The organism is Telluria aromaticivorans (genome assembly GCF_013003915.1).
Classification (GTDB): domain Bacteria; phylum Pseudomonadota; class Gammaproteobacteria; order Burkholderiales; family Burkholderiaceae_D; genus Telluria; species Telluria aromaticivorans.
Genome location: NZ_JABAIV010000003.1, coordinates 12164 through 26164, shown reverse-complemented (window position 1 = coordinate 26164; position 14001 = coordinate 12164). Strand labels below are relative to the sequence as shown.

General features: G+C 65.7%; 13 protein-coding genes and 1 pseudogene. 11 read left to right on the top strand and 3 right to left on the bottom strand.

The window, feature by feature from the left end; translation table 11 throughout:
- Positions 1 to 21: 21 nt before the first annotated feature.
- Both HGB41_RS09355 and HGB41_RS09350 read right to left on the bottom strand, forming a co-directional pair.
- The gene (locus tag HGB41_RS09355) at positions 22 to 1098 is read right to left on the bottom strand and encodes a phosphotransferase (protein ID WP_171084801.1); all 1077 of its coding nucleotides are present in this window, start codon (positions 1096 to 1098) and stop codon (positions 22 to 24) included.
- Positions 1099 to 1181: 83 nt separating this feature from the next.
- Complete coding sequence (locus HGB41_RS09350) at positions 1182 to 1892, bottom strand: histidine phosphatase family protein (RefSeq protein ID WP_229422955.1); 711 nt, start codon at positions 1890 to 1892, stop codon at positions 1182 to 1184.
- A 194-nt stretch (positions 1893 to 2086) separates the two neighbouring features.
- On the opposite strand from HGB41_RS09350, the gene HGB41_RS09345 reads away from it, so the two are divergent.
- From HGB41_RS09345 to HGB41_RS09295, 11 genes are all read left to right on the top strand, one after another.
- Complete coding sequence (locus HGB41_RS09345; RefSeq protein WP_171083583.1) at positions 2087 to 3790, top strand: GspE/PulE family protein; 1704 nt, start codon at positions 2087 to 2089, stop codon at positions 3788 to 3790.
- Positions 3790 to 5022, top strand: a complete 1233-nt coding sequence (locus HGB41_RS09340; protein WP_171083581.1) for a type II secretion system F family protein — start codon at positions 3790 to 3792, stop codon at positions 5020 to 5022. Before HGB41_RS09345 ends, HGB41_RS09340 begins: the two co-directional genes overlap by 1 nt.
- Positions 5019 to 5561, top strand: a complete 543-nt coding sequence (locus HGB41_RS09335; protein ID WP_171083579.1) for a hypothetical protein — start codon at positions 5019 to 5021, stop codon at positions 5559 to 5561. The genes HGB41_RS09340 and HGB41_RS09335 overlap by 4 nt, the downstream gene beginning before the upstream one ends.
- 45 nt (positions 5562 to 5606) lie before the next feature.
- Positions 5607 to 6104, top strand: coding sequence for a type II secretion system protein (locus HGB41_RS23820; protein ID WP_171083577.1), 498 nt, complete (start codon positions 5607 to 5609; stop codon positions 6102 to 6104).
- A gap of 443 nt (positions 6105 to 6547) precedes the next feature.
- The gene (pilM, locus tag HGB41_RS09325; protein WP_308788928.1) at positions 6548 to 7438 is read left to right on the top strand and encodes a type IV pilus biogenesis protein PilM; all 891 of its coding nucleotides are present in this window, start codon (positions 6548 to 6550) and stop codon (positions 7436 to 7438) included.
- On the top strand, positions 7435 to 8097 hold the full coding sequence (locus HGB41_RS09320) for a PilN domain-containing protein (RefSeq protein WP_229422954.1): 663 nt from the start codon (positions 7435 to 7437) through the stop codon (positions 8095 to 8097). The genes pilM and HGB41_RS09320 overlap by 4 nt, the downstream gene beginning before the upstream one ends.
- Entirely contained in the window at positions 8094 to 8831 is a 738-nt protein-coding gene (locus tag HGB41_RS09315; RefSeq protein ID WP_171083575.1) for a type II secretion system protein M, read from the top strand. Before HGB41_RS09320 ends, HGB41_RS09315 begins: the two co-directional genes overlap by 4 nt.
- Positions 8828 to 9220: a hypothetical protein gene (locus HGB41_RS09310; protein WP_371868495.1), complete on the top strand. Its 393-nt coding sequence runs from the start codon at positions 8828 to 8830 to the stop codon at positions 9218 to 9220. Before HGB41_RS09315 ends, HGB41_RS09310 begins: the two co-directional genes overlap by 4 nt.
- 10 nt (positions 9221 to 9230) lie before the next feature.
- Entirely contained in the window at positions 9231 to 11030 is a 1800-nt protein-coding gene (mshL, locus tag HGB41_RS09305) for a pilus (MSHA type) biogenesis protein MshL (protein WP_171083574.1), read from the top strand.
- Complete coding sequence (locus HGB41_RS09300) at positions 11030 to 11920, top strand: ExeA family protein (protein ID WP_171083572.1); 891 nt, start codon at positions 11030 to 11032, stop codon at positions 11918 to 11920. The genes mshL and HGB41_RS09300 overlap by 1 nt, the downstream gene beginning before the upstream one ends.
- Complete coding sequence (locus HGB41_RS09295; RefSeq protein ID WP_229422953.1) at positions 11902 to 13095, top strand: tetratricopeptide repeat protein; 1194 nt, start codon at positions 11902 to 11904, stop codon at positions 13093 to 13095. The genes HGB41_RS09300 and HGB41_RS09295 overlap by 19 nt, the downstream gene beginning before the upstream one ends.
- 152 nt (positions 13096 to 13247) lie before the next feature.
- On the opposite strand, the pseudogene HGB41_RS09290 reads toward HGB41_RS09295, so the two are convergent.
- Positions 13248 to 13790, bottom strand: a pseudogene (locus HGB41_RS09290) (aminotransferase class I/II-fold pyridoxal phosphate-dependent enzyme); the annotation flags it as partial.
- Positions 13791 to 14001 lie beyond the last annotated feature (211 nt).

Here is a 14001-nt window from a genome sequence, read left to right as displayed (position 1 = left end):
TTCAGGTGTCAGCTGCAACGGTCAGCTACGGCTGCGCGTTGCGAACTGCCATGCCATCTCGGCCATTGGCCGGGCGGCCTTGCCGTTCTCCAGGGCCTGGGCGCTGGAGGCGGTGCCGTCGGTGTAGCGCTTCATGATGCCCTGCATGATGCCGGCCAGGCGGAACATGTTGTAGGCCAGGTAGAAATCGAAATCTTCGGCGCGGATGGTCTTGCCGGTGCGCTCGCAATACCGGGCCACGTAGTCATCGAGCGACGGGATGCCGAGCCCTTCCAGGTCCAGTCCCGCGATGCCGCGGAATTTGCCGGGCGGGATGTGCCAGCTCATGCAGTGATAGGAGAAATCCGCCAGCGGATGGCCCAGGGTCGACAACTCCCAGTCGAGCACGCCGATGATGCGCGGTTCAAGCGGGTGGAAGATCAGGTTGTCGAGCCGGTAGTCGCCGTGCACGATGCTGGTGTCTTCGCCGGGCGGGATATTCTGCGGCAGCCATTCGATCAGGCGGTCCATCGCCTCGATGGATTCGGTGGCGGACGCCTGGTACTGCCTTGTCCAGCGCTCGATCTGGCGCGCAAAATAATTGCCCGGCTTGCCGTAGTCCCCCAGCCCGATGGCGGTATAGTCGGTGGTATGGAGCAGGGCGATCACGCGGTTCTGTTCGTCGTAGATGGCGGCGCGTTCAGAAGGCGTCATGCCCGGCAGCGACTGGTCCCACAGCACCCTGCCTTCGACGAATTCCATGACAAAGAATGCGCGGCCGATCACGGCTTCGTCCAGGCACAGGGCCAGCTGGCGCGGCACCGGGAAGCCGGCGCCATGCAGCGCTCCCATCACGCGGAACTCGCGGTCGATGGCGTGGGCCGAAGGCAGCAGCTTGGCCGCCGGACCGGGCTTGGTGCGCAGCACATACTGCTTGCCCCCGCAGGACAGCTTGAAAGTGGGATTCGACTGGCCGCCCTTGAACTGCTCGACCTCCAGGGTGACACCCTGGCCGCCGGGATAGCCTTCCACCTGGGCGCGCAGGTAGGCGTCCAGCGCATCGACATCGAATTTCTGGCGTTCTGCTACCTGCATGGTGCCCATCATTTCCTCGAACATCGCGTCTCCGTTGTTAGGGTTGTCCTTCATTCTAGCCCGGTTGGGCAGCAATGTGTACGGGCGTGCTATTTTGAATAAAAAACTTAACGCCCCTTGCGGTATTGCTCGAACAATTGCTCCATCGTGGTGGTGCGCGCGCCCGGCTGAAGCGGCCCCGGCGGCACGTAATTCACGAAGCGGACCACCCAGTCGCGCCGGTCCTCGCCGACGTCGAGCGCATTGATGCAGCCGGCGGCTTGCGACAGGCCGCCGAGGAACCGGCGCTGCCCCGTGAGGGCCAGCGACAGGATCGCGCAGTTCACGCCGCCATGCAGCACCAGCAGGATGGTGTCCCAGTCGTCCCTGGCGCGCAGGCGGTCGATTGCCGGGTGCACTCGTTCCATCATCTCGCCGACCGACTCGCCGCCGAGGAAGCGCTGGTCTTCGTCCACCACGCCCTCGAAGGCGCCGGTGAAGGCGCGCCGCAATTCGTCGGTGGGGATGGTCGACAGGCGCCCGCCGCGGATCTCGTGCAGTTCGCTCCATACTTCCGGCACGAGGTCCTGTTGCGAAGCAGCCAACACCCGCTGCGCCGTCTCCACGGTGCGCGGCAGTCCGGACACAATCACGCGATCGAAACGCACCCCGGCGTCGAAGAAGGCATGGCCGGCGGCGTCGGCCTGGGCCTGGCCGGTTTCGTTGAGCGCCACGGATTCGGGCAGGTAGGGTTTGCCGCTGTCGTCGAAATAGGTCACGCTGCCGTGCCGCATCAGGTAGATGCGGCGGCGTTGCGCACGGGCGCCGGGGTCGGTCATGGAGTCTCCTTGAATGCTCATGGCAGGCCGGGAAGCCTGCGGTCATTGTCAGCTTGTCCAGCGATCTTACACGCCATGCCCTGGCGGCGAGGCGAAACGGCGACACTTTGTCGGCCGACCACTAATTCCAACAGTCAATTTATTCCGGTTCTGGCATAAAATGTTCGTCGCAAGATATAAAACAAGGGATGTTCATGGCAAGGCCGGAAAAAATTCGCCTGGGCGAGGTGCTGATCCAGCAAAAGCTGCTGTCCGAAGAGCAGTTGATGCAGGCGCTGGCGGACCAGAAGCGCACCGGGCGCAAGCTGGGCCGCGTGTTCGTCGAGAGCGGCTTCGTGACCGAAGAGCAGATCTCGGGCGCACTGGCACGCCAGCTGAACATCCCTTACATCCACCTCAAGTTCTACAACATCAACGCCGAGCTGGTGCGCCTGCTGCCGGAAACGGCGGCGCGGCGCTTTCGCGCGCTGGTGCTGGAAGAGCGCCGCGAGACCATGCTGGTGGGCGTGTCCGACCCGACCGACCTGTTTGCCTACGACGAGATCGCGCGCCTGCTGAAAAAAGGCGTCGAGCTGGCGGTGGTCAACGAGACCGAAGTGCTGGCCGCGATCGACCGCATCTACCGCCGCACCGGCGAGATCACCGACTTCGCGCGCGAGGTCGAGGCCGACCTGGGCGACACCTCGATCGACTTCGGCGCGCTGGCCGCCAACCCGGGGCTGGAAGAAGCTCCGATCGTCAAGCTGCTGCAATCGGTGTTCGACGATGCCGCGCAGGTGCGCGCCTCCGACATCCACATCGAGCCGCAGGACGGCCGCCTGCAGATCCGCTTCCGTATCGACGGCGTGCTGCACCTGCAGACCGAAGCCGACATCAAGGTCGCCACGCCTCTGGCGCTGCGCCTGAAGCTGATGGCCGACCTCGACATCTCGGAAAAGCGCCTGCCCCAGGATGGCCGCTTCGCCGTGAAAGTGCGCAACCAGCGTATCGACGTGCGTATCTCGACCATGCCGACCCAGTACGGCGAATCGGTGGTCATGCGTTTGCTGAACCAGGGCGGCACCACCCTGCGCCTGGATGCGATCGGGATGCCGCCGCGGATCGTCGAGCGCTTCCGCGCGCTGGTCCAGCGCCCGAATGGCCTGGTGCTGGTCACCGGCCCGACGGGTAGCGGCAAGACCACCACTTTATATAGTGCCTTGTCCGAACTGAACTCGGTCGAGAAGAAGCTGATCACGGTTGAAGACCCTGTGGAATACCGGCTGGCCGGCATCAACCAGGTGCAGGTGAACGACAAGATCGAGCTGTCGTTTGCGCGCGTGCTGCGTTCCGCGCTGCGCCAGGATCCCGACATCGTGCTGGTGGGCGAGATGCGCGACCAGGAAACCGCCCAGATCGGCCTGCGCGCCGCCATGACCGGCCACCTGGTGCTGTCGACCCTGCACACCAACGATGCGGCCAGCACGCCGCTGCGCCTGATGGACATGGGCGTGCCGCGCTACATGGTGGGCGGCTCGCTGCAGGCCGTGCTGGCGCAGCGCCTGGTGCGGGTGATCTGCGAAAGCTGCAGCACGCCTTACCAGCCCACTCCAAACGAAGTTACCTGGCTGCAGCCCGAGCTGGGCCAGCATGCCGCCACCACCCAGTTCTTCCACGGGAAGGGCTGCTCGCACTGCAATGGCACGGGCTTCCGCGGCCGTACCGGCGTCTACGAGCTGCTCGAAATGACGCGCGCCGTGACCGATGCCGCCAACCACCCGGACCCGGCGCACTTTTTGAAAGTCGCGCATGCCGCGATGGAAGGCGAGACCCTGCGCCGCCACGGCGTGCAGCTGGCGGTGCAGGGCCGCACGACCATCGCCGAAGCGATGCGCATCAGTAACCAGCTCGACGACTGATGGCCTTCTTTGCCTACAAGGCGCGCGATGCGCGCGGCGAACTCCTGCAGGGCATCCTGGAAGGCGCCGACAGCGGGGCAGTTGCCGACCAGCTGTTCGGCAGCGGCGCCACGCCAATCGAGATCAACCCGAGCCGCAAGGGGCCGGCGTCGAAGGAAGGGGGCGCATGGGCGCGCCTGACCGAAAAGAAGGTCACGTCGATGGACGTGCAGCTGTTCAGCCGCCAGATCTACACCCTGCTCAAGTCCGGTGTGCCGATCATGCGCGGGCTGGCGGGGCTGCAGGAGTCCTGCGTCAACAAGACCTTCGGCCGGGTCATCAAAGACCTGCGCGAATCGCTCGATGCCGGCCGCGAGCTTTCTAGCTCGATGGCGCGCCACCCGGCCGTGTTCAATACCTTCTACCTGTCGATGGTGCGGGTGGGCGAGATGACCGGCCGCCTGGAAGAGATCTTCCTGCGCCTGTTCGACCACCTCGAATTCGACCGCGACATGCGCGAGCGCGTCAAGACCGCGCTGCGCTACCCGAGCTTCGTGATCGCCGCGATGGTCATCGCCATGGTCATCGTGAACATCTTCGTGATCCCGAGTTTTACCTCAGTGTTCAAGCAGTTCGGGGCCGAGTTGCCGTTGATGACGCGGGTCCTGGTCGGGACATCCAAATTCACCGTCGATTACTGGCCGCTGATGGCAGGCGTCGCGGCCGGCGCGGTGCTGGGCTTCCACAAATGGACCCGTACCGCGAAAGGCCTGCTGGCCTGGGACCGCTACAAGCTGCGCCTGCCGATCGCGGGCAAGATCATCCACAAGGCAACGATGGCGCGCTTCGCCCGCAGCTTCGCGCTGTCGATGCGCAGCGGCGTGCCGATCGTGCAGGCGCTGACGGTGGTGTCGCAGACCTCCGACAACGCGTACCTGAGTTCGCGCATCGAGCAGATGCGCGACGGCGTCGAGCGCGGCGAGAGCATCACGCGCACTGCGACCGCCGCCAACGTGTTCACCCCGATCGTGCTGCAGATGATCGCGGTCGGCGAGGAATCCGGTTCGCTCGACGAGCTGATGGACGAAATCGCCCAGATGTACGAGCGCGAGGTCGATTACGAACTCAAGACCCTGTCGAGCCAGATCGAGCCGATCCTGATCACCTTCCTCGGTGCCATGGTGCTGGTGCTGGCGCTCGGCATCTTCCTGCCGATCTGGGACCTGGGCAAAGCGGCCCTGCATCCGAAATGAGGCGGGGACCGCAGCCGGCAAAAGGCGCAGGGCTCAGGCGCGGACTGAGCCGCATCGAATGCGCCGTCCTGGCTGTGCTGGCGCTGCTGGTGGCGGGGTGGATGCTGGCCAGTCTGCTCGAATACCGCGCGTTGCTGGAGCGTGCCGCGGCGATGCAGGTGGTGTCGGCTGCCCGCACGGCCATGGCGGTGCGGGTGGCACGCATGGCCGGCAGCGGCGGGGCGGGGGCGCTCGAAGCGCTGGCGCAGGAAAATCCGGTGACTTGGCTGGCCCAGCCGCCAAAGAATTACCAGGGCGAGTACTACCGCCCGGACCCCGGCACCATCAAGCCCGGGCACTGGTATTTTGACCCTTCTGATAAGAGCATCAACTTTTTGCAAAGTAACGACACTTTTTCTCCAAGGACATCAAAATTGCTTAAGTTCAAGGTAGAATTGTTGCGTGAGCTTGCTCCGGCCGGCAGGGATGGACGGAACGTAGCGATTCTCGGGCTGGTGCTTGGTCAGGTAGTCGACCGGGTGGCCTCCAATAACCACTAAAAAACGCGGGTCGTCCGCACCATTTTCTTCAACGGAGAGAGCTTAATGAACAAGAATTTCAAGGCCGGTAAGCAGGGCGGTTTCACCCTGATCGAACTGATCGTCGTGATCGTTATCCTCGGCATCCTGGCCGCGACCGCGCTGCCGCGTTTCGCCAACCTGGGGGGCGACGCCCGCGAAGCCAGCCTGCGCGCAGCCCGCGGTGCACTGGCTTCGACCTCGGCCATGGTGCACTCGGAAGCCCTGGTGAACGGTATTCTTGTCGGTAACGTGGTTCTTGAAGGTTCTAACGTGACTCTGGCCAACGGCTACCCGGCAGTGGGTACGCTGGCCCAGGCACGCCTCTTCGCTACCGCCGCTGGTCTTGGCGCAAACGACTACACGATCACGATGCCGGCCGCTGGCCGCCTGCAGGTCACCCCGGCGGGCGTCGCTGCTGCAAACGTGGCGAATTGCAGCGTCATCTACACCCCGTCGACCGTGCCGAACACCGCGCCGGTTTTCACCACGCTGCCAGCCAACGGCAACTTCATCTGCGAATAAGCTGACGAAGCGGCTGCGATATGCTGTACAGGTCCGGCCCCGGAGCCGGACCTGCCACCACCCTGGACACCATGCGGAACCCGATACGGTTTCGGCACCGGTCGCCAGGGTGGTTTCACGTTGGGCAACCTGATCGTCCTGATCGTTTGCAGCCGCCGCCCTGCGACTGCACAATCCAGCCAAATGCTTGCGGATACGCCAGCCAACCTTGCGTTCTTTTCCCCCGGAAGATGCCAGTTCGCCGTCCCGGCCGCGTATTGACAACGAAAAGCCGGGTCAAGAGCGAGAAAGGCGTTTGTTTTCCGTCGTTTTGCGCCTTTTTTTGATCGGTTGGCGCTGGTCTTGAATATAATCAAGTCTTTGAGACTAAATCATTTCTTCGCCGACAGGACAGTTGCCGCTTGATGCGTTTTTTTAAGAAAGCCAAAAAGAAGGAAGGGTGGATGATCTTCGCCGTCCAGCGCGATGGCGTCGCCGTAACCAGCGTCAAGCACGCCGGCGAGGGCAAGCCGTTCGTGCGCTTTGCGCGCTTTCTTCCCGGCCAGCCTGATGCCGTGCTGGACAAGGCCGGCCGCGAAGGGCAGGCCAATGCCTACCGCTGCGCCACCCTGCTGGCCGGCGGCGAATATCAGGTCATTAGCGTCGAGTCTCCCAATGTGCCGAAAGAAGAGATGCGCACGGCCATCCGCTGGCGCCTGAAGGACATGCTCGACTTCCCGGTGGCCGAGGCCACGGTCGACGTGCTGGACATCCCGGTGGAGCAGGGCGCGCGCGCCCAGCAATCGACCTTCGCCATCGCTGCGCGCAACAGCGTCATCGCCCCGCGCCAGAAGCTGTTCCTCGACGCCAGGATCGACCTGGGCGTGATCGACATTCCCGAAATGGCACAGCGTAATATCTCGGCCATGCTGGAACCCGAAGGACGCGGGGTGGCGATGCTGTCCTTCGGCCCCGACGGCGGGCTGCTGACGGTCTCGTTCCGTGGCGAGCTCTACCTCTCGCGCCGCTTCGACGTCACGCTCGACCAGCTGCTCGAGCAGGACCACGAGCGCAAGCATGCGTCCTTCGACCGCATCACGCTCGAGCTGCAACGCTCGCTCGACAACTTCGAGCGCCAGTTTTCCTTCATCAGCGTGTCGAAGCTGCTGCTGGCGCCGTCCCCGGTGACCGGCCTCGACGAATACCTGTCGAGCAACATGTACATGCCGGTCGAGACGCTCGACCTGGCCAGCGTCTTCGATTTCACCGACACCCCGGAACTTGCCGAAACGGCGCAGCAGGCGCGCTTCTTCCTGCCGCTGGGCGCGGCCCTGCGCACGGAGGCTGCGGCATGAGCGGGCAGCTGCGCCAGCAAGTCAACCTGTTCAACCCGGCCTTCCTGCCGCAGAAGAAGGTTCTTACCGCGCCGATGATGGGCGCCGCGCTGCTGGTGCTGGTTGCCGGTATCGCGGGCCTGGGCGTGGTGCTGCGCGCGCAGACGGTGCGGATGCAGGCGGAGGCCGACGCCGGCGCCACCGAGCTGGCGCGCAAGCAGGCGCGCCTGGCCACGGTGAACGCCCAGTTCGCGCCGCGCCAGAAGACCGCCGACATGGATGCCCAGGTGCTCGAGGCCGAAGCCCAGCTGGCGGCCTTGCGCAAGGTGTCCGGTGTACTCCAGCGCGGTGAGCTCGGCGACACCAGCGGCTTCGCCGGCTATTTCCAGGCTTTTGCCCGCCAGAGCGTGCCGGGCCTGTGGCTCACCAGCGTGAGCATTGCCGGCAAGGACATCGGCCTCAAGGGCCGCACGACCGACCCGGCCCTGGTGCCCGGCTATATCGGCCGCCTGACCCGGGAACCGCTATTGCAGGGCAAGTCGTTCGCCAGCCTCCAGATCGGCCAAGCCGAGGCGCTGACCCGGACCGACGCCGACGGCAAGCAGGTGAAGACGCCGGCGCCGTATGTGGAATTCAGCCTGCAGTCGACGACGGCAACGCCGGAAGCGACGCGTCCATGAAACAGCGCCTGATCCAGCTCGCCGCCCGCATCGAGGCGCTGACCCTGCGCGAGCGGGCCTTGAGCTTCGCCGCCGCGGTGACGGTGATTGCCTTTGTGGGCTTCGAGCTGGTGCTGTCGCCGATCTACCGCGAGCAGGATGCCTTGCTCGAGCAGATCCTCCAGCAGCGCAACAACATGATGGGCATCGATGCCGAAATCATCGCGAAAGTCGAAGCCTACCAGGTGGACCCGGACGTGCCGGCCCGCACCCGGCTTGAATCGGTCAAGCAGGAAACCGCGCGACTGGGCGAATCGCTGCTGGCGATGCAGCACGGGCTGGTGCCGCCGGAGCGCATGGCGCCGCTGGTCGACGCCATCCTGCGCGCCAACGGCCGCCTGCAGCTCGTCTCCATGCGCACGCTGCGGGTGGAGGCGATTTCGGGACGCCCGGCCGCCGCTGGCGCCGCTCCTGCGGCAGCTTCCGCTGCGGCCGCGGCGCCCGACGCCGCGGCGCCCACGGCGGTTCCAGACGCCGATACCGGCAAGCCTGCCGACATGCTGTACCGCCACGGGGTCGAAGTGACCGTCCGCGGCAATTACCTTGACATGGTTAACTACATGAGCGCACTCGAAGCGATGCCGACCCGGCTGTTCTGGGGCAAGGCACAGCTCGACGTGGAGGAATATCCGGCCTCCCGCCTGACGCTGACGCTCTATACCCTGAGCCTCGACCGGAATTGGATGAAGCTGTGAAGACACTGACCGCACTGACCCTGGCCACCTTGATGCTGGCCTCCATGAATGCAGGCGCGCAGGCGCTGGCCGACCCGACCCGTCCAGGCGCCACGCCTGGAGCACGCGCCGGCGACGGCACTGCCGGCGATGGCTTGCCGCGCCTGCAGTCGGTGCTGATCTCGCCGCGCCAGGGTGGCCGCCACGTCGCCGTGATCGACGGCGAGACCGTGCGCCTGGGCGGAAGATACAAGGGCGCGCGCGTGGCGCGCATGACCCAGACCGAGGTCGAACTGGTGCGCGGGCGCGAGCGCCAGGTGCTGCGCCTGGACCTTGACCGGGTGCCGGACACCGTGCCGGCCGCAGTGCTGCCCGCGACCGCGGGCGCATCCGCACCACAGCTGAACTGAGGAACAAACGATGCGGACCTTCCTGCTGATCCCTGGCGCCGTCCTTGGCGCGCTGCTGCTGGCCGGCTGCCAGAGCACGCCCCGGCACGACACCTATGACGCGATCGGCCGCGAGATGGCGCGCGCCAGCAGCCAGCAGGGCGCCGCGCCTGCGATGGACGACGCCGTGGCCAATGCGCTGCTGCCGCCGGCCGCCGCGCTGGCCAGCACCCTGCCCAAGGCCCGCCCCGCGCTGGAGGAACGCTTCAACGTCTCGTTCAACAACGTCCCGGCGCAGCAGTTCTTCCGCTCGATCGTGGCCGGCACCCGCTACAACATGCTGGTGCATCCTGACGTCGGCGGCAGCATCAGCGCCAACCTGAAGGACGTCACCCTGCTCGAGACGCTCGAGGCGGTGAAGGAGATGTACGGCTACGACTACCGCATCGACGGCACCCGCATCACCATCCGCCCGCTCACCATGCAGACCCGGATGTTCCATGTGAACTACCTGACCTCGCAGCGCCGCGGCAGCTCCAACCTGCGCGTGACCTCGACCTCGGTGCAGAGCGCCGGCACCAGCAGCAGCGGCGGCGCCGGGGACACAGGCAGCGGCCAGCAGAACCAGGGCACTACCGGCAACGGGCCCCAGAATGGCGCCCAGAGCCAGGCCCAGAGCACCGACGTCAGCACCACATCGGTCAACGACTTCTGGGGCGACCTGAAGGCGTCGGTCGAAGCCATCGTCGGCTCCAAGGACGGCGGGCGCAGCGTCGTGATCAGCCCGCAGTCGGGCGTGCTGGTGATCCGCGCCATGCCGGACGAACTGCGCAACGTCGACATGTACCTCAAGGCGACCCAGCTGTCGGTCGACCGCCAGGTGATCCTGGAAGCGAAGATCCTCGAAGTCGAGCTGAACGACCGCTTCCAGAGCGGCATCAACTGGGCCTCGTTCGCCTCGTTCCGCGGCTCGCACGCCAACCGGGTCTCGACCGGCATGATCGGGCCGGGCGCGAACCTTGCCCCGCTGCCCTTCGATGGCGGCCAGCCGGCCGTCATCAACAACGGCAACGGCCTGAGCGCGAGCACCGGCTTCTCGCTGTCGCAGGCCGCGAATGCCGCCGGCTCGCTGTTCGGCTTCGCCTTCCAGACCAATAATTTCGCGGCCCTGATCACCTTCCTCGAATCGCAGGGCACCGTGCACGTGCTGTCGAGCCCTCGGGTGGCAGCGATGAACAACCAGAAGGCCGTGCTGAAGATCGGCACCGACGAATTCTTCGTCACCGGCATCACGACCACCACCGACAATACCGCCGCGGGCAGCAGCACCACGCCGAGCGTCACGCTGCAGCCTTTCTTCTCGGGCGTGGTGCTGGACGTGACGCCGCAGATCGACGACAAGGGCAACATCCTGCTGCACGTGCATCCGTCGGTGAGCCAGGTGACCACCGTGAACAAGGGCGTCAACCTGGGCAGCGCCGGTACGCTCAACCTGCCGCTGGCCTCTTCGAGCACATCGGAACTGGACAGCATCGTGCGCGGCCAGAACGGCCGCGTGGTCGCGATCGGCGGCCTGATGCGCCAGTCCTCGAGCGGCGATACCGACCAGCTGCCGGGCGCCGACCGGGTGCCGGTGCTTGGCGCGCTGTTCCGCAACAAGAACCGGGTGAACCAGAAGCGCGAGCTGGTGGTGCTGATCAAGCCGACCATCGTCGAAGGCGCCAATGACTGGAGCCAGGATTTGCTGGACACCAGCCGCCGCATCGACAGCCTGAATCCGGCCGGCCAGGGCGTGACCCGTTCCACCACCTCGCCATCGGGCCGCAAGTAATGTACGCAGCACATTTCGGCCTGCGCGAGCCGCCCTTCGGGATCACCCCGGACACCAGCTTCTTCTTCGGCAGCCCGCGCTCGCAGGAAGCCCTGAACACGCTGCTGGTCGCGGCCCGCAGCGGCGAAGGCTTCATCAAGATCACCGGCGAAGTCGGCACCGGCAAGACGCTCCTGTGCCGCAAGTTCATGGCGACGCTGGGCGACGGCTTCGTGACGGCCTACATCCCGAACCCATACCTCGAGCCGCGCACCCTGATGCTGGCGCTGGCCGACGAACTCGAAATCGCACTCGAACGCGACGTCGACCAGCACCAGCTGCTCAAGGCGATCAATGGCCGCCTGCTGGCGCTGGCCGGACACGGCCTGCAGGTGGTGCTGTGCCTGGACGAAGCGCAGGCGATTCCGGTGGAGAGCCTGGAAGCGCTGCGGCTCTTGACGAACCTCGAGACCGAGAAGCGCAAGCTGCTGCAGATCGTGCTGTTCGGCCAGCCGGAACTGAACCGCAAGCTGGAACTGGACCAGATCCGCCAGCTGGCCCAGCGCATCACCTTCCATTACCACCTTGGCCCGCTCTCGCGCGACGACCTGGATTATTACGTGGCGCACCGGCTGCGCGTGGCCGGCTTTACTGGCGCGCGCCTGTTTTCACCAAGCGCGATCCGCCGGCTGTTTACGTATAGCCGCGGGGTGCCGCGCCTGGTGAACATCCTCGCGCACAAGTCGCTGATGCTGGCCTACGGGCAGGGCAAGCAGCAGGTGGGCGGCGGCCACGTCATGACGGCGGTGATCGACACCGTCGGCGCCAAGCGCCGCTACTGGCCCTGGCTGGCCGCCAGCGGCGTGCTGGCCGGCGCGGCCGCCGGCATTGCATGGGCATTCGTACGATGAGCCTGATCAACAAGATGCTTCAGGACCTCGATGCGCGTGGCGGCCATCCCGGCCCCGCGGCCGTGTCGCACGAGATCAAGACCGTGCTGCCCCCGGAGCGTAGCTTTCCGTGGCTGCGCGTGGCGCTGCTCGGGGGGCTGGTGGCGGTGCTGGGCGGGTCGGGGTATGTGGTCTGGCGCATGCAGCAGGGTGGGGCGGTGCCTGCAGCCGTGCCGGTGAAGCCTGTGGCGGCGCCGGTTGGGTTCCCGGTGGCTGCGCCTGCTCCGGCTCCAGAAGTCATCGCGCCGGTGCAGTCGGGAACGCCGCCGCTCGCTGCTCCTCCGCCGATCGCCGCGCCGGTAGTCGAACAGGCGCCGGTCGTTGAGCAGGCGCCCGTGCCGTCCGAACCTGAACCCGTTGTTGCAGCGCCGCCGGAGCCGAAGAAAGCGGCGGAGGCCAAGCCGCCGAAAGCCGAACCGAAGCCGGTGAAGAAGGAAGCGCCGGCGCGCAAGCGCGAGCCGGTCAAGGCGGAGCCGGCTGCCAAGGTGCCTGCAAAAGCGGAGGCGCCCGCGAAGACGGTTGCGAAACCCGCCGTCCCAGCCAAGGCAGCTGTCGGGCGCGTGGAAACGACCCCGCAGCGCGCCGAGAACGGCTACCGCCGTGCGCTCGCGAGCCTGGACGAGGGCCGCGTGAGCGAAGCCATTGGCCACCTGCAGGGTGCGCTGCGCGCCGATCCGCGCCACGAGGCCTCGCGCCAGACCCTGGTCAGCCTGCTGATCGAAGCCAAGCGTCCGGACGAGGCGATGCGCCAGCTGCAGGCCGCACTGGCGCTGGATGCACGCCAGCCGGCGCTGGCGATGCTCCTGGCGCGCCTGCAGATCGAACGCGGCGGGCCGGCCATCGACACCTTGCTGCGTACCTTGCCGTCTGCTGCTGGCAATGGCGAGTATCACGCCTTCCTCGCCGGCGCGCTGCAGCGCGAGCAGCGGCATCGTGAAGCGGTCGAGCATTACCAGGCGGCGCTGCGGACCGCGCCGCAGAACGGCGTGTGGTGGATGGGACTGGGGATTTCGCTGCAGGGTGAGAAGCGCAATGCCGAGGCGGCGGAGGCGTTCACGAAGGCGCGTAACAGCGGGACGCTGTCAGCTGAATTGCAGGCGTTTGTTGAGCGCAAGCTCAAGCTGCAGGCGCGGTAAACGTAGGGTGGGCGGGTCTCCCGCCCGCGCGTTCAACCTGCCGTCGATCATCCCGTGCGGCGGCTATAACGCTAATTATCACCGCGCGGGCGTAATCCAGGCCACTGGCCTGAATTACCCTGCCCACCCTACGGGATAACGCGAAGCTGCTTTTACAGCTTCGAGAGGCTTTCCAGCGCCTGCTCCAGCGTCTCGTCCTTCTTCGCAAAACAAAACCGCACAATCCTTGAATCCGTCGGCTCGCTATAAAACGCCGACACCGGAATCGCCGCCACCTTGGCCTCGATCGTCAGCCACTTCGCAAACTCCGCTTCCGGCATGTCCGAGATCGCTCCGTAGCGCACGCACTGGAAATACGTCCCATCCGACGGCAGCAGCTCGAAACGCGAACCGGCCAGCCCGGCGCGGAACAGGTCGCGCTTGTTCTGGTAGAAGGTGGGCAAGTCGAGATAGGGCTGCGGATCGGCCATGTAGGCGGCGATCCCGTGCTGCATCGGCGTATTCACCGTGAACACGTTGTACTGGTGGACCTTGCGGAATTCGGCCATCAGGGCTGCGGGCGCCGCCACGTAGCCGACCTTCCAGCCGGTGACGTGGTAGGTCTTGCCGAAACTCGAGATCACGAAGGCGCGTTCGGCCAATACCGGGTGGCGCGCCACCGATTCGTGGCGTTCGCCGTCGAACACCATGTGCTCGCGGTCTATACGGAACGGAACACTAGACGAGTATCCTAATACGTTTTAGAGTCAATGGGTTAGGATCCCGTCGAGCGCTGCAAGACTCGACAGAAAAGGATTTGGCCGTCTTCCGTCGAGTGGTTCTTGTGTATCTATTCACCCATTTTTAGCTTCCGGGCCCCGGGCCGCTGGTCGGTACCACTTGGTTCCCCTTTCGGTGTCGGCGAAC